This is a genomic window from Microbacterium aoyamense, assembly GCF_023155855.1.
Classification (GTDB): Bacteria; Actinomycetota; Actinomycetes; order Actinomycetales; family Microbacteriaceae; genus Microbacterium; species Microbacterium aoyamense.
Map to the genome: position 1 here is coordinate 87,508 of NZ_JAKNUT010000002.1, position 23,405 is coordinate 110,912.

The following is a 23,405-nucleotide window of genomic DNA, read 5'->3' on the forward strand; positions in this document are numbered from 1 at the left end:
ATCACCCCTGATCGTGGAGGTGGTCGCGATGCTTCTCGCTCTGCTTCGACTTCGTGATGAGGTCGATCGGCCCCGTGACCGAGAGTTCGTCCTCCCAGACGGCGATGCCCGTGACATCCGGCATCCGATCGCGTGTGAAGACGGGATCGCGACCTTCGCGCCGCTGCTGCGTGTAGTCCTTGAGCAGCCGGAACGCGATGCCCGACAGCAGGGCGATCGCGATGAGGTTCGTGAGAGCCATGAGACCCATGACCCCGTCGGCGAAGTTCCAGACGAGGTCGGCGCCCGCGACCGAGCCTGCGAGCACGGCGGCGATCACCAGGATGCGGTACCCCGTCAGCAGTCCGCGGTTCGGATTGATGAACTCGATGTTCGACTCGCCGTAGTAGTAGTTGCCGAGGATCGACGAGAACGCCAGCAGGAAGATGATGATGCTCAGGGCCACGCTCGACCACGTGCCGAGTGTGCTCACGAGCGCCCCCTGCGTCAGGCCGATTCCACGCTCCGCACCCGCGAGGTCGGGGACGGAGACCAGGATGATGAAAGCCGTGATCGAGCACACGAGGAACGTGTCGAAGTAGACGCCGAGGGTCTGCACGAGTCCCTGCTTGACGGGATGCGTCACCGCCGCCGTCGCGCCGGCGTTCGGGGCGGAGCCGAGGCCGGCTTCGTTCGAGAACATGCCGCGCTTGACCCCGGTCAGGATGATGTAGCCGAGCGCGGCCCCGACGACCTCGTTGAAGCCCCAAGCCGACGTGAAGATCTCGGCGAAGACCCCAGGCAGCCGGTCGATGTGCAGAGCCACGACCACGAGTCCGAGGAGCAGGTACGCGAGCGCCATGATCGGCACGAGGAACTGGGTGACGGATGCGATGCGTCGCACGCCGCCGAAGACCACGAGGGCGGTGAGCACGCCGACCATGCCGCCGACGACCCACGGCAGCCACGTCGGGGCGTCCTCGCCGATCGTCGCGCTGACGGTGGCGGTGATCGTGTTGGCCTGCAGCGAACTGAAGGCGAAGGGGAAGCAGACGATGAGGATGACGGCGAACCAGATGCCGAGCCAGCGCGCCTTAAGCCCGCGCTGCATGTAGTACGCCGGTCCGCCGCGGAAGCCGTCCTTGTCTCGCACCTTGAACAGCTGCGCGAGCGAGGACTCGATGAAGCTCGAGGCGCCGCCGACGAACGCCATGAGCCACATCCAGAAGACGGCGCCCGGGCCGCCGAGCGCGATCGCGGTTCCGACACCGGCGATGTTCCCGACGCCGACGCGGGATGCCGCCGAGATCGTGAACGCCTGGAATGCCGAGACGGACTGCGGCTCGCCGGATTCCTTCCGCGGCGTCTTGTCGGTGAGCGTGCGGAACATCTCGGGGATGAGCCGGAACTGCACGACCCCCGATCGGACCGTGAAGTAGAGGCCCAGCAGCACCACCACCGGCAGCACGATCCAGGTCCACAGGACATCGCCCCACACGAGCAGCCATTCGTTCACAGCATCCATGTCGTCAGTATGTCGGCTCGGCACTGCGCAGGGCCAGCATCCTCTCAGAGTCGTCGGGCGCGGCATCCGGTAACGTTGTAGGGTTCCGGCGCGCCAGGCGTGGCCGGTGAGAGCTGAATAGGGAGGCCATCGTGGACATCGATCTCGGACTGCTGCGGACCGTCGAACGCGAGAAGGAGATCCCCTTCGACGAACTCGTCGGGATCATCGAGCAGGCGATCCTGACCGCCTACGCCAAGCACACGTCGCCCACGGGCGAGCTGCCCGACGGCGCACGCGCGGAGCTCGATCGCAAGACGGGCCACGTCGCGGTCTTCATCCCGCTGCTCGACGACGAGGGCGCCGTCATCGGCGAAGAGGAGTCGACTCCCGAGGACTTCGGCCGCATCGCCGCGTTCGCCGCGAAGCAGGTCATCAGCCAGCGACTGCGCGACATCGCCGACGACGCGGTGCTGGGCGAGTTCCGCGGCAAGGAGGGCGACATCGTCGCCGGCGTCGTGCAGCAGGGTCCCAACCCGCGGATGGTGCACGTCGATCTCGGCACGGTCGAAGCGATCCTGCCGCCTGAGGAGCAGGTGCCGAGCGAGGACTACGCGCACGGCGCGCGCCTGCGCGTCTACGTCACGTCGGTGTCGAAGGGCACGAAGGGGCCGCAGATCACCGTCTCGCGCACGCACCCCGGGCTGGTCCGCAAGCTGTTCGCCCTCGAGGTCCCCGAGATCGCGAACGGTCTGGTCGAGATCGTCTCGCTCGCCCGCGAAGCGGGTCACCGCACGAAGATCGCCGTGAAGGCCAACGACCCGTCGATCAACGCGAAGGGCGCGTGCATCGGCGAACTCGGCCGCCGCGTGCGCGCCGTGACCGAGGAGCTGAGCGGCGAGAAGATCGACATCGTCGACTACGACCCCGAACTTGCGAAGTTCGTCGCGAACGCGCTGTCGCCCGCGAAGGTGTCGTCGAGCTTCGTGCTGGATGCCTCGTCCAAGGCGGTGCGCGCGCTCGTCCCCGACTACCAGCTCTCGCTCGCGATCGGCAAGGAGGGCCAGAACGCGCGTCTGGCCGCCAAGCTGACCGGCGCGAAGATCGACATCCAGCCCGACAGCGTCCTCGACGACTGATCGCGCGCCCGGACTGCCGGGGCAGAGGTGTAACATGGAACCCGTACGAACGTGTGTCGGTTGCCGCGCGCGTGCTCCCCGGTCCGCCCTTCTCAGGGTGGTTCGCGTCGAGTCCTCTCTCATCCCCGATGTGCGAGCCTCGATGCCCGGACGAGGCGCGTGGGTGCACGAGACATCCGAGTGCGTGGATGCCGCGGTGCGGCGCCGTGCCTTCGTGCGAGCATTGCGCGCGTCAGGCCCGCTTGACACGCAGACCCTTACCGAACACCTCCAGCGAAACGGCTGAACGGCTATGGAATCAAAGTGAACGGCTCGAAATGAGTCCCGTCCGCGACTAACGGTCTGCCCTGCCTGGGTAGACCCCAGACAGGAGAATTGTGGCTAACGCCAAACCCCGCGTGCACGAGATCGCCTCCGAACTCGGCGTCGACAGCAAAGTGGCCCTCGCGAAGCTGAAAGAGCTCGGCGAGTTCGTCAAGAGCCCCTCGTCCACCATCGAGCCCCCCGTGGCTCGCAAGCTCCGTGCTGCCCTCGAGGCCGACGGTGCGTCGAAGCCGGCAGAGGCCCCCGCGGCCGCGAAGCCGGCCACTCCCGCGCGCCCGGCGGCTCGTCCCGGCCCGGCGCGTCCGACCCCCGGCCCGGCCGCTCCCGCGGCGCCGGCTGCCGAGACGCCCGCCGCTCCGGCAGCAGAGGCCCCTTCCGCTCCGGCACCCGCGACCCCCGCTCCGGCGGAGTCCGCCGCACCGACCCCCGGCGCCCCGCGTCCTGGCGGTGCGCCGGCGCCCGGTGCTCCGCGCCCCGGCAACAACCCCTTCGCGTCCTCGCAGGGCATGGGCCAGCGGCCCGCAGGGCCCCGTCCGGGCAACAACCCGTTCGCCTCGGCGCAGGGCATGGGCCAGCGCCCGACCCCGACGCCGGGCAACATTCCGCGTCCGCAGGCCCCGCGTCCCGGTGCTCCGCGCCCCGGCGCTCCGCGCCCTGGCGGTGCGGGTCGTCCCGGCGGCGGCGGTCGTCCCGGTGCTCCGTTCCAGCAGCGTCCCGGCGGCCCCGGTCGTCCCGGCGGCGCGGGCGGCGGCTTCCAGCGTCCGGGTGCACCCGGTGGAGCGCCTGCGGGCGGCTTCGCGGGTCGTCCCGGCGGTGGCGGCGGTCGTGGTCGCGGTCCCGGCGGTGGCACGGCAGGTGCCTTCGGCAAGGGCGGCGGCAAGTCCAAGCAGCGCAAGTCGCGTCGGGCGAAGCGCCAAGAGTTCGAGATGAGGGACGCCCCGACGGTCGGCGGCGTCAACGTCTCGCGCGGAAACGGCGAGATCATCCGCATGCGCCGTGGGGCATCCATCTCGGACTTCGCCGACAAGATCGAGAACATCACCGGCTACACGGTGCAGCCCGGCACGCTCGTGACCATTCTGTTCAACCTGGGTGAGATGGCGACGGCGACCGAGTCGCTCGACGAGGCGACCTTCGAGGTCCTCGGCGCCGAGCTCGGCTACAAGATCCAGATGGTCTCGCCCGAGGACGAGGACAAGGAGCTCCTCGAGGGCTTCGGTCTCGACCTCGAGGCCGAGCTCGAGGCCGAGAACGAGGAAGACCTCGAGATCCGTCCTCCGGTCGTCACCGTCATGGGTCACGTCGACCACGGTAAGACGCGACTGCTCGACGCGATCCGCCAGACCAACGTCATCGAGGGCGAGGCCGGCGGCATCACGCAGCACATCGGTGCGTACCAGGTGTGGACCGAGCACGAGGGCATCGAGCGCGCGATCACCTTCATCGACACCCCGGGTCACGAGGCGTTCACCGCCATGCGCGCCCGTGGTGCGCAGGTGACCGACATCGCGATCCTCGTGGTGGCGGCCGACGACGGCATCATGCCGCAGACGGTCGAGGCGCTCAACCACGCCCAGGCCGCCGGTGTGCCGATCGTCGTCGCTGTGAACAAGGTCGACAAGCCCGAGGCCAACCCCGCCAAGGTGCGCCAGCAGCTCACCGAGTACGGTCTCGTGGCCGAGGAGTACGGCGGCGACGTGCAGTTCGTGGATGTCTCGGCTCGCGCCGGGACCGGCATCCAGGAGCTCCTCGACGCGGTGCTGCTCACGGCCGACGCCGGTCTCGACCTCACGGCGAACCCGAACAAGGCCGCCCGCGGTGTCGCGATCGAAGCCAAGCTCGACAAGGGTCGCGGTTCGGTGGCCACGGTGCTCATCCAGTCCGGAACGCTGCGCGTCGGCGACGCGATCGTCGCGGGCACGGCCTACGGCCGCGTCCGTGCGATGGCCGACGAGAACGGCGACGCCGTGCTCGAGGCCTGGCCCTCGCGCCCGGTCCAGGTGCAGGGTCTGAACTCGGTGCCGCGCGCCGGTGACACCTTCATCGTGACCGAAGAGGACCGCCTCGCCCGCCAGATCGCCGAGAAGCGCGAGGCCGCCGAGCGCAACGCCCAGCTGGCCAAGGCCCGCAAGCGCATCTCGCTCGAGGACTTCACCCGCGCGCTCGAAGAGGGCAAGGTCGAGTCGCTCAACCTCATCATCAAGGGCGACGTGTCGGGTGCCGTCGAGGCGCTCGAGGAATCGCTCCTCAAGATCGAGGTCGACGACTCCGTGCAGCTGCGGATCATCCACCGCGGTGTGGGTGCCGTCACCGAGTCCGACGTGAACCTGGCGACGATCGACAACGCGATCATCATCGGCTTCAACGTGCGGCCCGACGCCAAGGCGCGCGAGCGCGCTTCGCGCGAAGGTGTCGACATCCGGTTCTACTCGGTCATCTACAACGCGATCGACGATGTCGAGCAGTCCCTCACGGGCATGCTCAAGCCGGAGTTCGAAGAGAAGCAGTCGGGTGTCGCCGAGATCCGCGAGGTGTTCCGCTCCTCGAAGTTCGGCAACATCGCGGGTGTCATCGTCCGCTCGGGCACGATCACGCGCAACGCCAAGGCGCGCGTCATCCGCGACGGCGTCGTGATCGCCGATGGCCTGGCCATCGAGTCGCTGCGTCGCTTCAAGGACGACGTCACCGAGGTGCGTACGGACTTCGAGGCCGGTATCGGCCTGGGCAAGTACAACGACATCCAGGTGGGCGACGAGATCGAGACCACCGAGATGGTCGAGAAGCCGCGCTCGTAAGACACAGTGAGAGCGCCCCGCTCCTTTCGGGGCGGGGCGCTCTCGCCTTCGTCGCAGCATCCGTCCGGGAGTAAGGAGAACACCATGGCATCCGAACGTCAGGCGCGCCTCGCCGACCGCATCCGCGTCGTCCTCGCCGAGAGGCTCGAGAAGGGCCTGCGGGATCCACGACTCGGGTTCGTCACGATCACCGACGTCAAGGTGACGGGCGATCTGCAGCACGCGAGCGTCTTCTACACCGTCATGGGCTCCGACGAGGACCGCGAGGCATCGGCCGCCGCGTTGAAGTCGGCGACGGGGATGCTGCGGTCAGAGCTCGGCAAGCATCTCAACACGCGTCTCACCCCGTCGCTCGAGTTCATCCCCGACGCGATCCCCGAGAACGCGGGCCACATCGCCGACCTGCTCCGCGAAGCGCGCGAGCGCGACGAGGCGGTCGCGGGGCTCGCCTCGACGGCGACGTACGCCGGCGACGCAGACCCCTACCTCAAGCCGCGCGAGGTCGACGAAGAGGCCTGAACTCGAACGGGGTCCGCCGACTCGGCGATGACCCCGTCGACGGCGGCTGCGAAGCCGTCGGCCCCGCTCGATGCCGCGATGTCGGCGCCGATCCGCTGCGCAGCCGCGCGGTAGCCCGTTCCGGTCGACACGCGCATGACCGCTGCGCGGATCGCTCCCGGGGTCGGACGCTGCGTCCGCAGGTTCACTCCCGTTCCCGACCACGCGACGCGCGCGGCGACTTCGACCTTGTCCTCCTTGCCCGGGGCGACGACGAGCGGGACGCCGTGGCTCAGCGCGTACTGCACGCCGCCGTAGCCGCCGTTCGTGACGAACACATCCGTGTGGGCGAAGAGCGCGTCGTACGGCAGGAACTCCGCGGCGCGCACGTTGTCGGGGAGCTCGCCCAGCGCTTCGACCGGCAGTCCTCCGGTCGCGACCACGACGAGTGCGCCGGAGTCCGCGAGCCCCGCGATCGTCGGCAGGATCAGCTCGGACGGGTCGTCGTTGGCGATCGTCCCCTGCGTCACGTGGACGACCGTGCGTGCCGCCTCGACGTCACCCCACCAGTCCGGCAGCGGGTGTGCGGCGACCGGGGAGGGGATCGGACCCGTGAAGACAAGGGATGCCGGTGCCTTCGGCCGCGGGTATTCGAACGCCGGCACCGTGAGCTGGCAGACGGCCTCGGCGCGGGGGAGCCACTCGAGCACGGGGCCGCTCATCGGGCCGCCGAGCAGTCGCTGCGCGATCTCGTCCGCGGCGGCGTTGACGGGGCGGAAGATGCGGGTGGTGCCGGCCGCGAGCACGGCATTGCGGATGCCGCCGATCGGTCCGCTCATCGGCGGGAGGCCCATACCGAACGGCGCGAGGCCTGGGCCGGGGTATCCGAGCGGCACCAAGCCGGCGACGACGACGGGAACGCGGTCGGCGAGCGGCTGCTCGACCATGAGGGCCGCGCCGACGAAGAGCGGATCGCAGATGACGACATCGACGTCGCGGATGTCGGCGAGCGCGGTGAGCGCGGTGAACTGGTGCTCTCCAGGGCGGACGAAGATGTGCTCGAAGTCGAACGCGATCGCCTTCACCGCCGACATCCCGTCACGCTCGGGGTAGAGCGCCGAGACGGTGCGGTCGTCGAAGTCGGCGCCGGCGGGCAGAGCGATGTGCTCGGCTCCCGTGGCCTCGACCGCTGCGGCGAACCGGGAACCGGTGAGGAAGGTGACGCGATCGCCTCGCTCGACGAAGTGGCGGGCGATCGGCAGGAGAGGCGACACGTGACCGTGGATGGGCACGGAGGCGATGAGGATTTCGGACATGAGAGCTCCAGTGAAAGAATCGATTGAACGTTGAGAGTATTCACTACAGGAGTACAGTAGTCAATATGGCAGACCAGAAATCCTCACGGCGCTACTCGTCGTCCCTCCGCGCGGAGCAGGCGGCCGCGACCCGGGAGCGAGTCGTCCACGCCGCTGCCGAGCTCTTCGCCGCACGCGGCTACGCCGGCACGAGCATGCCCGAGATCGCGCGCCGCGCGGGGGTGTCGACCGAGACCGTGCAGTCGCACGGACCGAAGTCCGCGCTCCTACGCGCCGCGATCGATGCCTTCGCGTTCGGTGCCGACAAGGACGCGGACGCACGAGAGACGAACCTCGGCGCCCGGCTCCTCACGGCGTCCTCGCCCACGGAGGCCGTCGACTTCGCCGTCGACATCCTGACGCAGGTCAACGCGGCCACCCACGGCCTGTGGCTCGCCTTCTCCGAAGCCGCGCGAACGGACGAAGAGATCGCCGATGCCTTCCGCCAGCTCGGGGCGGGAATCCGTATGCAGAACGTGATCATGCTCGAGGAGTGGACGACACGAGGCTACCTGCGCGAAGACGTCGGGTTCGACGACCTGGTCGACCGGTCCGTGCTGGTCACCTCAGTGGAGATGTACGACCGCGCGATCCGCGTCGAGGGGATGACGCCCGAGAACTACCGCCGTCTGTTGACCGAATTGCTGTCCGCCCTGGTCGTCTCCACCTGATCAGCGGGGCAGACGCAGCTCGCCGCCGGAGGCCTCGGCCAGCCCGTCAGCGATGAGCGAGTCGATCGCCCGGTCGCGCTGCAGGGCGTCCGGCCAGTCCGGGATCACGTCGTCGAGCGGGACCGCGTGGGCAGCGGCACCGCGCAGCACCTTCAGGACGGCGCCGCGCGCCTGGCGATCGCTGCCCTCGTACTTCGCCTGCTTGCGGCGGTCGTCACCCGTGTCGGGGTAGCCCGCTGCGCGCCACGCGCAGCGATCGGCGACGGGGCAGATCTCGCAGTGCGGCGATCGGGCGACGCAGACGGTCGCGCCGAGCTCCATCGCGGCGGCGTTCACGATGGTGGATGCCGCGACCTCCGCCGGGAGGATCGACTCCATCGCCGCGAGGTCGCGCTTCGACGGAGGCCCGGGTTGCGAGCGGCCGTCGAGCGCACGGGCGAGGACGCGGCGTGTGTTCGTGTCGACGACCGGATGCCGCGACCCGTATGCGAACACCGCGACCGCGCGTGCGGTGTAGTCGCCGATGCCGGTGAGCGCGAGGAGCGCGTCGACGTCGTCGGGCACGACCCCGCGGTGACGATCGCGGATCTCGACCGCGGCACGATGCAGCCACAGCGCACGGCGGGGGTAGCCGAGGTTCGCCCACTGCCGGACGGCGTCGGCCGGGGCATCCATCGCCAGAGCCGTCGGCGTCGGCCACCGCTCAAGCCACGCCTCGAGGTGCGGGATGACGCGATTGACCGGCGTCTGCTGCAGCATGAACTCGCTCACGAGCACGCCCCACGCGCCGAAGCCGGGCCGCCGCCACGGCAGATCGCGCGCGTTCTCGCGGTACCACGCGATGAGCGGCGTCGCGAGGTCGGGCATGCGCTTCAGCCTAGGTGCGTCGCGCTCGACCTCATCCCGCGGGCTCAGCCTCGGACGGGGTCGGGGCGCTCATCCGACGTCGGGACGCATGCCGCGCAGGTGCTGTCGCTCGCGCTCGGCTCGTAGGCTGGAGTCATGCGCCTGCCCACGACACCCGCGACGACGCTCTGGCGCGAACTGCGCGACGAGGTGCGCCAGCACTATCGGGGCGGGCGGATCATCCTCGCCGTCGACGGGCGGGACGGCGCGGGCAAGACGGTCTTCGCCGACGGGCTCGCCGAAGTCTTCGCCGAGGACGGCTCGGCCGTGTTCCGGGCATCCATCGACAGCTTCCACCGTCCTCGTGACGAGCGATGGGCGCGGGGCCGCACCAGCCCCGTCGGCTTCTACGAGGATTCGTACGACTACGCGACGTTCCGCCGCGTGCTGATCGACCCCTTCCGCGAGGGCGGGCAGACGGGGGCGACGACGGGCTTCCAGCTCGCGGCGTTCGATGTCGAGCGCGACGCGGCGGTCGAGTCGGCCTGGGTCACTGCGCCCAAGGACGCCGTGCTGATCGTCGACGGCATCTTCCTCAATCGCCCCGCGCTGCGCGGGATCTGGCACTGGTCGGTGTGGCTCGACGTGCCGATCGACATCGCCTACCAGCGCATGGCGCGGCGCGACGGCACCGACCCCGACTTCCTCGCCCCGGCGAACGCCCGCTACCGCGAAGGCCAGGAGCTCTACCTGCGCGACGCGAATCCACGGGCCGCGGCATCCGCGATCGTCGACAACACCGACTTCGCGCACCCGCGCCGCGTCTACCAGGACTCCTGCTGATGGCCGTCACGGGGATCGCGCTCGTCGACAAGCCGGGCGGCATCACGAGCCACGACGTCGTCGCGCGCGCCCGGCGCGCGTTCGGTACGCGCAAGATCGGCCACGCGGGCACGCTCGATCCCATGGCGACAGGGCTGCTCGTGCTCGGCGTCGAAGGCGCCACGCGCCTGCTCACCTTCATCGTCGGGCTCGACAAGACGTACGAAGCCACGATCCGGCTCGGCGTCGCGACGGATTCCGACGACGCCGACGGCGAGATGACGACGACGATGGATGCTTCGGCTCTCGCGGACGAGCAGATCCGCACGGCGATCAAGCCGCTCACCGGCCGCATCTCGCAGGTGCCGAGCACCGTCTCGGCGATCAAGGTGAACGGCAAGCGCGCCTACGACCTCGCGCGTGCGGGGGAGCAGGTCGAGCTCGCGGCGCGCGAGGTCACGGTGTCGCGCTTCGACGTCCTCGCGATCGAGCGCTCCGAATCCGTCATCGATCTCGACGTCGTCGTGGACTGCTCGAGCGGCACCTACATCCGAGCGCTCGCGCGCGACCTCGGCGCAGCGCTCGGCGTCGGCGGGCACCTCACGGCCCTGCGCCGGACGCGCATCGGTCCGTTCGGCGTCGATGGCGCGTCGAGCGTCGACGGGTTGGCCGAGGCCGCCGTCCTCTCGCCCGCCGTCGTCGCGGCGGACGTCCTCGGCAGATTCGACGTCACCGCCGACGAGGCCCGCGACCTGCGGCATGGCAAGCGCCTCGTGGGGGCCGCCGCCCGGCTCGAGGCGGGCCGCGCCGCGATCGACCCCGACGGCGCCCTCGTCGGCATCGTCGAGAGGCGCGGGAGCGACGTCAAGAGCGCCATGAACATGCCCGAGGAGAGGCCCGCATGATCCTGTGGTTCACGATCGCCCAGGTCGCCGTCGCGGTGCTCGCCGGCATCCTGTGCATCGTCCTCGGCCTCGCCGGTCGCCGCCCGAGCGACCTGAGCGTCGGCTCGCTCGCCCTCGTCGAGCTGCTCCTCGTGGCGCAGATCGTCATCGCGATCATCGCCCCGTTCGCGGGCAACCCGCCGTCGGGGAGCGCCCTGGAGTTCTGGGTCTACCTCGTCTCGGCAGCGCTGCTGCCGGTCGCCGCGGTGTTCTGGGCGCTGCTCGAACGCAGTCGCTGGTCGACCGTCATCATGGGCGTCGCGGCGCTCGCGATCGCCGTCATGGTGTGGCGGATGCAGGTCATCTGGACGATCCAGGTCGCCTGAGCGACTCTAAGATTGACGGGTCATGTCAACGCCACAGAAACAGCGCCGCCGCATGTCGGGCATCGGTCGCGTGCTCGTCATCGTCTACGGCATCCTGGCGCTCGGCGCCTTCGGCCGTTCGCTCGTGCAGATCATCGAGCGCTTCGATCACGCCCCGCTCGCCTTCACCCTGTCGGCCCTGTCGGCGACCGTCTACATCATCGCGACGCTCGCGCTCATCTTCGCGGGGTCGCGCGCCTGGTACCGGGTCGCCTGGGTCACGATCTCGTTCGAGCTCCTCGGTGTGCTCGTGATCGGCACGCTGAGCCTCATCCGCCCCGACCTCTTCCCCGAGGCCACGGTGTGGTCGTTCTTCGGCATGGGCTACCTCTTCATCCCGCTCGTGCTCCCGTTCCTGGGCATCTGGTGGCTCGTGAAGCATCCGCCCGTGGGAGCGGATGCGACGGAGGATGCCGCCGTCCAGGTGGCCTCGTGATCGTCTTCCGTTCGCCGGCCGACGTGCCTGCGGGCTTCGGTCCGTCGGTCGTCGCGATCGGCAAGTTCGACGGCGTCCACTCCGGGCACCGCGCCGTCATCGATCGCGCGCGGGTGGACGCTGCGACCGGCGACGCGCGCGTCGTCGCCGTGACGTTCGATCGCAATCCGCTCGCCCTGCTGCGCCCCGAGATCTGCCCCGAGAGCCTCATCGGCGTGCATCAGAAGCTGCAGCTGCTCGCCGAGACCGGTGTCGACGCGACGCTCATGCTGACGTTCGATCGGGCGCTCGCCGACCTCACGCCGCGCGAGTTCGTCGAGCACGTGCTCGTCGACGCGCTCGCCGCGCGCAGCGTGCTCGTCGGCGACGACTTCCGCTTCGGCGCGGGCGGCGCCGGCAACCCCGAGGTCCTCGCCGAGCTCGGGCGGGAGTTCGGGTTCGACGTCGACGTCGTCGGCGACGTGCGCGCGATCGAGGGGGGTCGGCGCGTGTCGTCGACCTGGATCCGCGAGCTGCTCGCGGACGGAGATGTCGCGGGTGCCGCGCGCCTGCTGGGCCGCGCGCCCGCGGTATGGGGTGAAGTCGTCCACGGACTCAAGCGCGGGCGCGAGCTCGGCTTCCCGACCGCGAATCTGTCGACCGACCTCGAGGGCTTCATCCCCGCGGACGGCGTCTATGCGGGCTGGCTCGTCGACGAAGGGTCAGCCGACGGGCTGCGCCCCGGCATCCGCTACGCCGCCGCCATCAGCGTCGGCACGAACCCGACGTTCGACGATGTCCCCGTGCGACAGGTCGAGGCGCACGTGCTGGACGAGACCGATCTCGACCTGTACGGTCATCGCGTCGAGGTGCAGTTCACGAACCGCGTGCGGGGCATGGTGGCGTTCGAAGGCGTCGACGCGCTCGTGCGGCAGATGGCCGACGACGTGGAGAGGGTGCGAGAGGCTCTGACATGACCGACACGACGCCCACGCGCTCGCTCAAGATCTTCCGCCGCGTGATCGTCGCCGTCATCATCGTCTCGTTCGGCCTCGCGGCCCTCCTCGGCATCATCGTCCTGCTCGGCGGGAATCTCGGCTCGGAGCAGTACCGGGCACTCGGCACGACCGCGACGATCGGCGCCTTCAGCGTCGCTGTGCTCTGCTGTGCCGCCCTCGCGGGGCGCCGACTGCAGATCGTCGGGTTCATCGGCGCGGCCGTCGCGGTCGTCACTGCGATCCTGACGGTCTGGCTGATCTGGTACCGGTACGAGAGCTATCCCGACCACTTCTACGATGCGCTGTCGCGATGGACCTGGACGGGTGTGGCGCTCACCGTCGCGCTGTCGTTCGCGTCCCTCCTGCTTCTGCTCGCCGACCGTCGCCAGGCGGCCGTGCGGATCGGCCTCGTCATCACGGTCGCGCTGTTCGCCGTCGTGCTCGGCATGACGATCTACGCGATCTGGTGGTCGTCGACGATCGAGGGCGACGCCTTCGGCCGCACGCTGGGCGTGTTCGCGATCCTCGCGGCGCTCGGCGCGGTCATCGTGCCGGTGCTGTCGCTCCTGCTGCGCGATCCGCATCCGGCGACGGGGTTGTCGTCGGTGTCGGTCGCACTCCTGGAAGCCGAGGCGGTCCGTCGCGGCATCCCGGTCGATGCGCTCGTGGACGACCTGCTGCGCGAGTCCTCCCCGGCGGATCCCGTAGACCCGCGCTGAGCGCGCCTCTACGATCGAGGCGTGGATGCCGCATCCGTCGACCTCATCGCCGCCGCCGCGGCAACGCCATCGGTGAATCTGTGGGGCGCGCTCGGCTGTGCCGTCGCGTACTCGGCGTCACTGCTCGCGACCCTCGACGCCTTCGCCGATCTGATCCTCGCGCGAGGCGACTCGCCTGCCGGTCGACTGACCGCCGGGGTAGGCTTGAAGTTCGCGTCCAAACTGGCCGCGGCCGCGATCGCCGTCTTCGCAGCGGGGATCGTGCTCGCCCTCGACGACAACTGGTTCGCGTTCACGAGCTTGACGATCGCATTCGTGGTCGTCGTCGGGATCGGGGTGATCGTCCTCGTGCGACACGCGCGCACCGTCGCTCCCGCACCAGCCGAGGGCCCGCCCACCCGGCGCTCGAGACAGCAGACCTAGAACCAGGAGAGCCATGAGCCGCACAGATCTCCAGACCCTTCCCGAGCGCGCCGTCGAGCTGCTCGGCGGCGAGCCCGACGACACGACGCTCCGCCGCTATCTGCATGGCCTGCCCGGCGTCGACGCCGTGGGTCTCGAGCAGCGCGCGGCAGGACTCGGCACGCGCTCGATCAAGACGTCATCCAAGGCGTGGGCGCTCGACAAGATCATCGAGCTCATCGACCTGACGACGCTCGAGGGCGCCGACACTCCGGGAAAGGTGCGCTCGCTCGTCGCGAAGGCGCTGAATCCGGATGCCTCCGACCCCACGTGTCCGCGGGTCGCGGCCGTCTGCGTGTACGGCGACATGGTGGCGTACGCCGTGGACGCGCTGGGTGAGGCGCACGGTGATCCCGACGACGGTGGCGTGAGCGTCGCGGCCGTCGCGACGGCGTTCCCGTCGGGCCGCGCGTCGCTCGCGATCAAGCTCGCCGACACGGCCGAGGCCGTCGCCGACGGCGCCGACGAGATCGACATGGTGATCGACCGCGGTGCCTTCCTCGCCGGCCGATACGGTCTCGTCTTCGACCAGATCGCGCAGGTGAAGCAGGCGTGCCGCCGCGAGGACGGCTCGTACGCGTCGCTCAAGGTGATCCTCGAGACGGGCGAGCTCAACACCTACGACAATATCAAGCGCGCGTCGTGGCTCGCGATCCTCGCGGGCGGCGACTTCATCAAGACGTCGACCGGCAAGGTGCAGCCGGCCGCGACGCTGCCGACGACGCTCCTCATGCTCGAGGTCGTGCGGGACTGGCATCGGGCGACGGGCGAGAAGATTGGCGTGAAGCCGGCGGGCGGCATCCGCACGTCGAAGGATGCGATCAAGTACCTCGTGACGGTGGCCGAGACCGTGGGCGAGGAATGGCTCCAGCCGCACCTGTTCCGGTACGGAGCATCCAGCCTCCTCAACGACGTGCTGCTGCAGCGCCAGAAGCTGACGACCGGGCACTACACCGGCGCCGACTACGTGACGATCGACTAGGACCAGACCCATGAGCTTCCTCGAGTACGCCCCCGCACCGGAGTCGCGCGCGATCCTGAACCTTCGCGACGAGTACGGTCTGTTCATCGACGGCGAGTTCCGTCCCGGTTCGGGGGACTCGTTCGCGACGATCTCGCCCGCCGACGAGAAGCACATCGCGACGATCGCCGCGGCGTCCGAAGCCGATGTCGACGTCGCCGTCGCGTCCGCCCGCAAGGCGTTCGACAAGACGTGGTCGCGCATGAGCGGTCGCGACCGCGGCAAGTACCTCTTCCGCATCGCGCGGCTCGTCCAGGAGCGCGCGCGCGAGCTCGCCGTCGCCGAGAGCCTCGACAACGGCAAGCCGATCAAGGAGTCCCGCGACGTCGACGTGCCCCTCGTCGCGGCGTGGTTCTTCTACTACGCCGGCTGGGCAGACAAACTCGACTACGCGGGCCTGGGCGCCGATCCGAAGCCGCTCGGGGTCGCGGCGCAGGTCATCCCGTGGAACTTCCCGCTCCTGATGCTCGCGTGGAAGATCGCGCCGGCGCTCGCGGCGGGCAACACGGTCGTGATCAAGCCTGCCGAGACGACGCCGCTCTCGGCGCTCATCTTCGCCGAGATCCTGCAGCAGGCCGACCTCCCGCCGGGTGTCGTCAACATCGTGACGGGCGCGGGTTCCACCGGAGCGGCGCTCGTGCGGCATCCCGACGTGAACAAGGTCGCCTTCACCGGCTCGACGGGCGTCGGGCGCGAGATCGCGAAGGCGGTCGCCGGCACCGACAAGAAGCTCACGCTCGAGCTCGGGGGCAAGGCCGCGAACATCGTCTTCGAGGACGCGCCGGTGGATCAGGCGATCGAGGGCATCGTCAACGGCATCTTCTTCAACCAGGGGCACGTGTGCTGCGCGGGCAGCCGCCTGCTCGTGCAGGAGTCGATCCACGACGAGGTGGTCGACCGTCTCAAGACGCGCCTGTCGACGCTGCGTCTCGGCGACCCGCTCGACAAGAACACCGACATCGGCGCGATCAACTCGCGCGAGCAGCTGGAGCGCATCCGCGAGCTGAGCGCGATCGGCGAGGCCGAGGGCGCCGAGCGGTGGACGGCCGACTGCGCGATCCCCGAGAACGGCTTCTGGTTCGCGCCGACGATCTTCACGAATGTGCAGGCCTCGCATCGCATCGCGCGCGACGAGATCTTCGGGCCGGTGCTGTCGGTGCTCACCTTCCGCACCCCCGCCGAGGCGATCGAGAAGGCCAACAACACCCCCTACGGCCTCTCGGCGGGCATCTGGAGCGACAAGGGCTCCCGCATCCTCGCCGTCGCCGACCGCCTGCGTGCCGGCGTGATCTGGGCGAACACGTTCAACCGTTTCGACCCGGCCTCGCCGTTCGGCGGCTACAAGGAATCCGGCTACGGCCGCGAAGGCGGCCGCCAGGGACTCCTGGCCTACCTGAAGGGAGCGTCGGCGTGAGCAAGCGACTGGCCGTGCCCAAGACGTACAAGCTCTACATCGGCGGCGCGTTCCCGCGCAGCGAATCGGGCCGCACCTACGAGATCTCATCGCCCAAGGGCGTGTTCCTCGCGAACGCGGCGCTCGCGTCGCGCAAGGATGCTCGGGATGCCGTCACCGCCGCCCGCGGCGCCGTCAAGGGCTGGTCGGGGGCCACCGCCTACAACCGCGGCCAGGTGCTCTACCGCGTCGCCGAGATCCTCGAGGGCCGCAAAGCGCAGTTCGTCGACGAGATCGTCGCGCAGTCGGGTGTCTCGGCATCCGTCGCCGCCGCCGAAGTCGACGAGGCGATCGATCGCTGGGTCTGGTACGCCGGGTGGTGCGACAAGTTCGGCCAGGTCGCCGGCAACGGCAACCCCGTCGCGGGCCCGTACTTCAACATCTCGGTTCCCGAGCCGACCGGGGTCGTCGGCATCGTCGCGCCGCAGGACTCGGCGCTCGTGGGGCTCGTCTCGGTGATCGCTCCGGCCCTCGTGACGGGCAACTCGGTCGTCGTCGTGGCATCCCAGAAGCACCCGCTCTCGGCGATCAGCCTCGCCGAGGTGCTCGCGACGTCGGACGTGCCGGGCGGCGTCGTCAACGTGCTCACGGGTTCGCCCGCCGAGATCGCTCCGTGGATCGCATCCCACCCCGACGTGCACGGTCTCGACCTCGCAGGCGCGGGCGACCTGGATTGGGTCGACCTGCAGGTCAAGGCCGCCGAGACCCTCACGCGCGTGCTGCCCCCGGGGGAGCCCGCGCCGAGCCTCGAGCGCATCACGGCATTCACCGAGCTCAAGACCGTCTGGCACACCAAGTCGCTCGTGTGACCAAGCCGAGCTGCCGGTCGCTCATCTGACACGAGTTCGTTCGGTCTGGCCCTCCGGTCTGGCCCTCCGGTCTGGCCCTCCGGTCGGAGAATGCGCTCTCGGTCGGGTGATTCGCGCTGGAATTCTCCGACCTGCGTGACATTCTCCGACCGTGGGTGTCGGGGGCGGAGCGCTGTACTTCGAAAGCCCGGCCCGTCAGGTCTGGCCCTCCGGTCGGAGAATGCGCGCTCGGTCGGGTGATGAGGGCTGGAATTCTCCGACCTGCGTGACATTCTCCGACCGGGTGACGACTCGATGCCGACGCCGGCACCTGCGCGAGCGCGTGCCTCAGGTGAAGTCGGGGCCGGCGCCCCAGTGGCCCGGCTCGTGCAGCTCGCCGTAGCGCACGTCGACGCCGTCGGGGCCGACGGAGGCGGCGCACGCGAGGAGCGACAGCGTCGGGTAGCCGTACGGGCGGTTGTCGCGGATGATCGCGCGGTCGTCGGTGCTCTCGAGCGCGGCCGAACCCGCCAGGACGTCGACCCACGGCATCCACCATCGGTCGCCTTCGTCGAGGGACGTCGCTCGGAACGCATCGAGCCATGCGGCGATGCGGGGCGTGCCGAGGTCGTCGACGTCGTCGTGCGCGATCATGTGCGTTCCGGGAGCGAGCTCCGCCGTTTTCAGCGCGACGCCGTCCCACGTGCGCAGACGGGCGCCCGACGCATCCACCTCGACCAGGTTGAAGCCGTGCGTGCGCGGGTCGGCGGCGGGCGGGAGCCCCGCGGCCGAGTCGAGGACGAGGCCACCGCGCGAGACCAGCTCGGATTCCCGGCGATCGGTGACGTCGGCGCGATTGAGCAGCACTGCGAGGCGACCGGCATCTTCATCCGCCGCGAGCCACGCGCCGCCGGCCCGGACGTCGCGGACGCCGACGACGCCGTCGTGGGCCTCGGGCCACCAGCGCCCGAGCGGGTTCCACGGCCGTGCGGGATCCTCGTCCCGGATCGCGAGCAGACGGGTGGGATGCGCGGAGTGCTCGGGCACGCGGATGATCACGGTGCACATCCGGCGGGTCTCCTTGTCCGGCAGTCATGCCATGATCGGAACGTGTTCATCGTGGTCGGAGTCACGGGCGGGATCGCCGCCTACAAGACCGTGCACCTCGTGCGCCTCCTCGTGAAAGAGGGCCACGACGTGCACGTGGTGCCGACGGCGGATGCCGTGCGGTTCGTGGGTCTGCCGACGTGGGAGGCGATCAGCCGCAATCCCGTCACGACCTCCGTCCACGACGACGTCGCCCGCGTGCGGCACGTCGCTCTCGGCCAGTCGGCCGACCTCGTGATCGTGGCGCCCGCGACGGCGAACAGCCTGGCGAAGATGGCCACGGGACTCGCGGACGATCTCCTCGGAACGACCCTACTCGCCACCACCGCGCCCGTCGTCGTGGCGCCCGCGATGCACACCGAGATGTGGCGGCATCCCGCGACCGTCGCCAACATCGCGACGCTGCGCGCCCGCGGCGTCGTCGTCGTGGGGCCCGCCGACGGCGAGCTGACCGGCGGCGACAGCGGGCCGGGACGGATGACGGAGCCCGAGGCGATCCTCGAGGCCGCGCTGTCCCTCGCCGCTGCGGCGGACCTCGACGGGTGTCGCGTCGTCGTGAGCGCGGGCGGCACGCGCGAGCCCATCGATCCCGTCCGCTACATCGGCAACCGCTCCAGCGGACGTCAGGGCGTCGCGGTCGCGCTGGCCGCAGCCGACCGCGGGGCACGCGTCGACCTCGTCGCGGCGCACGTCGACGACGGCGTGCTGGCCGCGGCATCCATCCATCCGCGCGTCACGATCACGCGCGTCGGAACGGCGAAGGAGTTGGCGGATGCCGTGGGCTCCGCCGCGGCCGAAGCCGACGTTGTCGTGATGGCGGCCGCCGTCGCGGACTACCGGGTGGCCGAAGTGTCGCCGCGCAAGCTCACGAAGGACCGCTCCCAGACCAAGGGCATGACGCTCGACCTCGTCGAGAACGACGACGTGCTGGCGGGCCTCGTCGCCGCGCGGCGCGACGGTCAGACGATCGTCGGCTTCGCGGCCGAGACACCAGCTGAGGGCGACACACTCCTCGATCGCGGGCGGCGAAAGGCGGCGCGCAAGAGGGCCGACCTGCTCGCCGTCAACGAGGTCGGCTGGTCGGTGGGCTTCGAGTCCGGCGACAACGCCGTGACACTGCTCGACGCAGCGGGCGAGGTCGTCGCGACGCCGAGCGGAACCAAACGCGCGGTGGCGGATGCCCTGTGGGACGAGATTCGCGACCTGCGCGAAAAAACGGTAACGAAAAGGTAACAGCGCGTGTAATGTGGTCGCACCGCGTCGAAGAGGACGCCGGTGATCGACCCGAGGACATGCCCGAATGCCCGACCCGCACGCTTCCGCCGCGCTGCGCGAGCGGATGCCCGCTCTCGTCATCGTGGGCGTGCTCGCGATCGCGAGCGTGCTCATCGCGCTGATCGGCGTGACCCCCGCGCGCGTCGGCGCGACCGAGGTGCTCGGGGACGAGCGCACTCCCGGGGAGGCCGCCTTCATCGCGAGCCATCGCGGGGGAGGGGCCACGGCGCCCGAGAACACGCTCCCCGCGATCGCCGCAGCGCTGGCGGCGGGCTTCGACTACGTCGAGGTGGATGTCGCGCTGACGGCCGATCGCCACCCCGTCCTTCTGCACGACGCGACCCTCGACCGCACGACGGACGGCCACGGCCGGGTCGCCGATCACACGCTCGACGAGGTGCGTGCCCTCGACGCGGGGTCGTGGTTCGATCCGCAGTACGCGGGCACCCGGGTGCCGACCCTGACGGAGTTCCTCGACCTGCTCACGGCGTCGCCGCAGCGGGCGATCGTCGAGTTCAAGGGGGAGTGGGAAGCCGCGGCCGTCCAGGCGGCGATCGCCGAGGTGTCGGCGCGCGACCTGGATCGACGGGTCGCGATCGCGAGCTTCGACACCCGGACGCTCGCGCTGGTCGAGGCGGCTTCCGAAGTCGTGCCCCGGCTGCTCATCCTCAAGCACCTGCCGGACGACGTCGTCGCGGCCGCAGCCGAAGCCGGCGTGCGCGGCGTGCTCGCCGACCGAAAGGCCGTCGCGCGGCTGCCGGAGGTCGTCGACGAGCTGCACGCAGCGGGCGTCCGCGTCATCGTCTACACACTGAACAAGGACGCCCAGTGGGACGAGATGACGGCGCTAGGTGTCGACGGGATCGTCACCGACGACCCCGGCACGCTGTCGCAGTGGCAGCAGATCGTCGCAGACGCGGAGTAGGGTCGGGACGCATCCCGTCCCCCGGAGGTCTCATGCGCGCCCGTCGTTCGCCCGCCCTGGTCGTCGGGGCGCTCGCCGTTCTCGCGTCGACCGTCACCGGATGTGTGCCCGAGCCGGCGTCGACACCCTCGGCGTCGGCAATCGTCAGCCCGGAGCCCACCCCGACATCCGACCCGCCCGTGGCGCTCCCGACCGAGTGCGACGAGATCTACTCGGCCGACATGCTGGCAGAGCTCGAAGCCGACGTCCCACCGCTCGATGACCCCGGGATCACGATGCTCTCGAGCCAGATCGTCACGGCACTCGAGACGCTCGACTCCGGCATCCCGACCCTTCGCTGCACCTGGGGACCGCCGTCCGAACGCGGCATCGCGACGAATGTGTCGCAGATCGACGACGCGCAGGCCGCGTCGCTCCGTGAGGCGCTGCTGCAGGAGGGCTTCTCGGAGGAGGAGTTCGACGGCGGCACGATCTATCGCATCCGTCAGGAGACGGTCGCGCAGGACGACGCGCTCGTCGCAATGGGCGAAGAGCACTTCATCGACGGGACGCACTGGGTGTCGACGCGGTGGATCAACGCCGAGATCGCGGGCTACACGGAAGACATCGTCCGCACGGTGTGGGGCTGAACGGCCGCCGACCCACTAGACTGGGCTCGGGATCCCGCCCCCGACGTCGCAGCTCGCAGAAGCGAGTGCCCGCGGCCGGAGGCGAACGAATCCCGTCCCGCAGCACCGACGGCAGCACTTGGCAGCCTGCGGGAGCACGCAGCCCTCGCCGGTCCCGACCGGCACCGCCGGACATCCGGCACCTACTCTCAGGAGGAGCATGCCGACCACGGCATCCACCACCGGCCGTTCGCAGCAGCGGCGCCGCAAGGCTTCGCCGGCGCGCCGCGACGACGAGGCCCCCATCATCCCGATCCTCGCCCGCAAGGTGCGCGAGGTCGAGGCGAAGTCCCAGCGCGGCAAGCTCGGCCCGACGAACCGCGTCAAGTTCCAGGTGATCGCCTTCCTCGTGCGCGAAGAGCGCGCCCGGGTCAAGGCCGACAGCGAGATCACCGACGCCGCGCGCGCAGAGCTGCTCAAGCGTCTGGACGGCGTCGCGACGATCCTCGCCAAGACGGCCGCCCGTGACACCTCGCTCATCCAGCTACTCGAGGTCGACCAGGCGACGTCGCCCGTCGCGAAGCGCATGCGCCGCGACTGGCTGCTCGAGTCGGGCGCCGAGCTCGCGCCCGACGAGCTCATCATCACCGATGTCGCTCCGGTCGTGACGCAGGTCGTCCCGGCCGCGCTCGCCGAGCGTCAGGTCGTGCCGGCGCAGGTCGATGCCCGTCGCGAAGCCAACCCCTTCCTCGCGCCCGACCTCACGCTGCGAGCCCCGAAAGAGACCCCCCGTCGCCGGCTCGACGGCTGGGAGCTCATGGGTCCGCTCTACAAGGCGTTCGAGACGGGCGCCGGCGGTGGGGCTGCGACGATGCCCCTGCCCCCCGTGCCGGAGTTCGACCGGCTCTCGCCCAAGGGGCTCGAGGTCATGCCGCACCAGTCGCGGTTCCTCGAAGCCGTGCGCGACGGTCACCGCACGTTCCTCCTCGCCGACGAGCCCGGGCTCGGCAAGACCGCGGAGTCCGTGCTCGCGGCATCCGTCGCCGGCGCCTACCCTCTGCTGGTCGTCGTGCCCAACGTCGTGAAGATGAACTGGGCTCGCGAGGTCGAGCGCTGGACGCCGCAGCGACGCGCGACGGTCATCCACGGCGACGGTGAGAACGTGGATGCCTTCGCCGACGTCTTCATCGTGAACTACGAGATCCTCGACCGCCACCTCTCGTGGCTGGGCTCGCTCGGCCTCAAAGGCATGGTCGTCGACGAGGCGCACTTCATCAAGAACCTCACATCGCAGCGCTCCCAGAACGTGCTTGCCCTGGCATCCCGCATCCGCGAGCAGGTGCGCGATCCGCTGCTGCTCGCCCTCACGGGCACGCCCCTCATCAACGACGTCGAGGATTTCGACGCGATCTGGCGGTTCCTCGGCTGGACGAACGGCGAGAAGCCGGGTCCGGTGCTGATGGAGAAGCTCGATGACACGGGTCTGACGCCCGCCGACAAGTCGTTCTACCCCGAGGCACGAGAGGCCGTCATCTCGATGGGCATCGTGCGCCGGCGCAAGAAGGACGTCGCGGCAGACCTGCCCGACAAGCTCATCGCGGATCTGCCCGTCGAGCTGGATGACGAGTTCGGCCGCTCGATCCGTCAGGCGGAGCGCGAGCTGGGCGAGCGGCTCGCGGCGAAGTACCGCCGCATCATCGAGGCTCGCGGCGACCGCGGCCTCGCGCCGGGCGAGATCGATCACGACATCGTGCGTCTCGTCGCGCACAACGAGCTCGAGGAGTCCAAGGCCGCGGGTACGGGCAGCGAGAACGTCTTCACCATGGTCCGCCGGATCGGCCAGGCCAAGGCCGGCCTCGCGGCGGACTACGCCGTGCAGCTCCAGCGCTCCGTCGGCAAGGTCGTGTTCTTCGCGAAGCACATCGACGTCATGGACACGGCGGAAGCCGCGTTCCGCGCCGCGGGGCTTAAGACCGTCTCGCTCCGGGGTGACCAGACGACGACCGCGCGCCAGCAGGCGATCGACGCGTTCAACAACGATCCCGAAGTCGGCATCGCGGTGTGCTCGCTCACGGCGGCGGGTGTCGGCGTGAACATGCAGGCGTCGTCGAACGTCGTGCTCGCCGAGCTGTCGTGGACGGCCGCCGAGCAGACGCAGGCGATCGACCGCGTGCACCGCATCGGTCAGGACGAACCGGTCACGGCCTGGCGCATCATCGCGGCGCACACGATCGACACGAAGATCGCCGAACTCATCGACTCGAAGCAGGGCCTCGCGGCCCGCGCTCTCGACGGCGAGGCCGTCGACCCGCAGTCGAGCGACTCCGTGCAGCTGTCGGCGCTCATGCATCTCCTGCGTCAGGCGCTCGGGGGCGAGTAGCCCGATATCGTT

The 23,405-nt window shown here is 70.0% G+C and carries 22 protein-coding genes and 1 pseudogene; 19 read left to right on the forward strand and 4 right to left on the reverse strand.

The annotated features are described in order from the left end of the window. Position 1 precedes the first annotated feature (1 nt). Complete coding sequence (locus MA876_RS07165) at positions 2–1,504, reverse strand: alanine/glycine:cation symporter family protein (RefSeq protein ID WP_248147319.1); 1,503 nt, start codon at positions 1,502–1,504, stop codon at positions 2–4. A 131-nt stretch (positions 1,505–1,635) separates the two neighbouring features. Between MA876_RS07165 and nusA the strand changes: the two genes are divergently transcribed. The 4 genes from nusA (at position 1,636) to rbfA (ending at position 6,260) form a co-directional block, all read left to right on the forward strand. Then, complete coding sequence (gene nusA, locus MA876_RS07170; protein ID WP_248147320.1) at positions 1,636–2,622, forward strand: transcription termination factor NusA; 987 nt, start codon at positions 1,636–1,638, stop codon at positions 2,620–2,622. A 34-nt stretch (positions 2,623–2,656) separates the two neighbouring features. Further along, on the forward strand, positions 2,657–2,908 hold the full coding sequence (locus MA876_RS07175; RefSeq protein ID WP_248147322.1) for a YlxR family protein: 252 nt from the start codon (positions 2,657–2,659) through the stop codon (positions 2,906–2,908). Between the two features lie 112 nt (positions 2,909–3,020). Then, positions 3,021–5,741, forward strand: a complete 2,721-nt coding sequence (gene infB / locus MA876_RS07180) for a translation initiation factor IF-2 (protein WP_248147994.1) — start codon at positions 3,021–3,023, stop codon at positions 5,739–5,741. Between the two features lie 84 nt (positions 5,742–5,825). After that, entirely contained in the window at positions 5,826–6,260 is a 435-nt protein-coding gene (gene rbfA / locus MA876_RS07185) for a 30S ribosome-binding factor RbfA (RefSeq protein WP_248147324.1), read from the forward strand. On the opposite strand, the gene MA876_RS07190 is transcribed toward rbfA, so the two are convergent. Next, a complete protein-coding gene (locus MA876_RS07190) occupies positions 6,224–7,555 on the reverse strand; it encodes a glycosyltransferase (protein ID WP_248147326.1) in 1,332 nt (443 codons plus the stop codon). The two genes, rbfA and MA876_RS07190, sit on opposite strands and share 37 nt — an antisense overlap. A gap of 65 nt (positions 7,556–7,620) precedes the next feature. Here MA876_RS07190 and MA876_RS07195 point away from each other — a divergent pair, with 65 nt between their 5' ends. After that, complete coding sequence (locus MA876_RS07195; protein WP_248147329.1) at positions 7,621–8,265, forward strand: TetR/AcrR family transcriptional regulator; 645 nt, start codon at positions 7,621–7,623, stop codon at positions 8,263–8,265. Here the strand turns inward: MA876_RS07195 and MA876_RS07200 are convergent, their stop codons facing one another. After that, positions 8,266–9,132: an iron-sulfur binding domain-containing protein gene (locus MA876_RS07200; protein WP_248147331.1), complete on the reverse strand. Its 867-nt coding sequence runs from the start codon at positions 9,130–9,132 to the stop codon at positions 8,266–8,268. Positions 9,133–9,267: 135 nt separating this feature from the next. On the opposite strand from MA876_RS07200, the gene MA876_RS07205 reads away from it, so the two are divergent. The 10 genes from MA876_RS07205 to MA876_RS07250 are packed head-to-tail and all read left to right on the forward strand — an operon-like array spanning position 9,268 to position 17,119. Next, positions 9,268–9,954 (forward strand): nucleoside/nucleotide kinase family protein, encoded by a 687-nt coding sequence (locus MA876_RS07205; RefSeq protein WP_248147333.1) that lies wholly within the window; start codon positions 9,268–9,270, stop codon positions 9,952–9,954. Next, on the forward strand, positions 9,954–10,838 hold the full coding sequence (gene truB / locus MA876_RS07210) for a tRNA pseudouridine(55) synthase TruB (protein WP_248147334.1): 885 nt from the start codon (positions 9,954–9,956) through the stop codon (positions 10,836–10,838). Before MA876_RS07205 ends, truB begins: the two co-directional genes overlap by 1 nt. Then, the gene (locus MA876_RS07215) at positions 10,835–11,203 is read left to right on the forward strand and encodes a hypothetical protein (RefSeq protein ID WP_248147336.1); all 369 of its coding nucleotides are present in this window, start codon (positions 10,835–10,837) and stop codon (positions 11,201–11,203) included. The genes truB and MA876_RS07215 overlap by 4 nt, the downstream gene beginning before the upstream one ends. A 22-nt stretch (positions 11,204–11,225) precedes the next feature. Then, entirely contained in the window at positions 11,226–11,678 is a 453-nt protein-coding gene (locus MA876_RS07220; protein ID WP_248147338.1) for a hypothetical protein, read from the forward strand. Continuing rightward, on the forward strand, positions 11,675–12,634 hold the full coding sequence (locus MA876_RS07225; RefSeq protein WP_248147340.1) for a bifunctional riboflavin kinase/FAD synthetase: 960 nt from the start codon (positions 11,675–11,677) through the stop codon (positions 12,632–12,634). Before MA876_RS07220 ends, MA876_RS07225 begins: the two co-directional genes overlap by 4 nt. Beyond that, the gene (locus MA876_RS07230) at positions 12,631–13,374 is read left to right on the forward strand and encodes a hypothetical protein (protein ID WP_248147342.1); all 744 of its coding nucleotides are present in this window, start codon (positions 12,631–12,633) and stop codon (positions 13,372–13,374) included. Before MA876_RS07225 ends, MA876_RS07230 begins: the two co-directional genes overlap by 4 nt. Before the next feature lie 21 nt (positions 13,375–13,395). Next, a complete protein-coding gene (locus MA876_RS07235) occupies positions 13,396–13,797 on the forward strand; it encodes a hypothetical protein (RefSeq protein ID WP_248147344.1) in 402 nt (133 codons plus the stop codon). A gap of 13 nt (positions 13,798–13,810) precedes the next feature. Next, positions 13,811–14,818: a deoxyribose-phosphate aldolase gene (gene deoC, locus MA876_RS07240; protein WP_248147345.1), complete on the forward strand. Its 1,008-nt coding sequence runs from the start codon at positions 13,811–13,813 to the stop codon at positions 14,816–14,818. Positions 14,819–14,828: 10 nt separating this feature from the next. Next, on the forward strand, positions 14,829–16,271 hold the full coding sequence (locus MA876_RS07245; RefSeq protein WP_248147346.1) for an aldehyde dehydrogenase family protein: 1,443 nt from the start codon (positions 14,829–14,831) through the stop codon (positions 16,269–16,271). Beyond that, positions 16,268–17,119, forward strand: coding sequence for an aldehyde dehydrogenase family protein (locus MA876_RS07250; protein ID WP_248147347.1), 852 nt, complete (start codon positions 16,268–16,270; stop codon positions 17,117–17,119). Before MA876_RS07245 ends, MA876_RS07250 begins: the two co-directional genes overlap by 4 nt. Before the next feature lie 327 nt (positions 17,120–17,446). On the opposite strand, the gene MA876_RS07255 is transcribed toward MA876_RS07250, so the two are convergent. Further along, positions 17,447–18,166, reverse strand: a complete 720-nt coding sequence (locus MA876_RS07255) for an NRDE family protein (protein WP_248147348.1) — start codon at positions 18,164–18,166, stop codon at positions 17,447–17,449. Between the two features lie 33 nt (positions 18,167–18,199). Here MA876_RS07255 and coaBC point away from each other — a divergent pair. The 4 genes and pseudogenes from coaBC to MA876_RS07275 form a co-directional block, all read left to right on the forward strand. After that, positions 18,200–19,438 (forward strand): annotated as a pseudogene (coaBC, locus tag MA876_RS07260) (bifunctional phosphopantothenoylcysteine decarboxylase/phosphopantothenate--cysteine ligase CoaBC); the annotation flags it as partial. 67 nt (positions 19,439–19,505) lie between these two features. After that, the gene (locus MA876_RS07265) at positions 19,506–20,405 is read left to right on the forward strand and encodes a glycerophosphodiester phosphodiesterase (protein ID WP_248147350.1); all 900 of its coding nucleotides are present in this window, start codon (positions 19,506–19,508) and stop codon (positions 20,403–20,405) included. 32 nt (positions 20,406–20,437) lie between these two features. After that, on the forward strand, positions 20,438–21,034 hold the full coding sequence (locus MA876_RS07270) for a hypothetical protein (RefSeq protein ID WP_248147352.1): 597 nt from the start codon (positions 20,438–20,440) through the stop codon (positions 21,032–21,034). Between the two features lie 199 nt (positions 21,035–21,233). Then, on the forward strand, positions 21,234–23,393 hold the full coding sequence (locus tag MA876_RS07275) for a DEAD/DEAH box helicase (RefSeq protein ID WP_248147353.1): 2,160 nt from the start codon (positions 21,234–21,236) through the stop codon (positions 23,391–23,393). Positions 23,394–23,405: the final 12 nt, after the last annotated feature.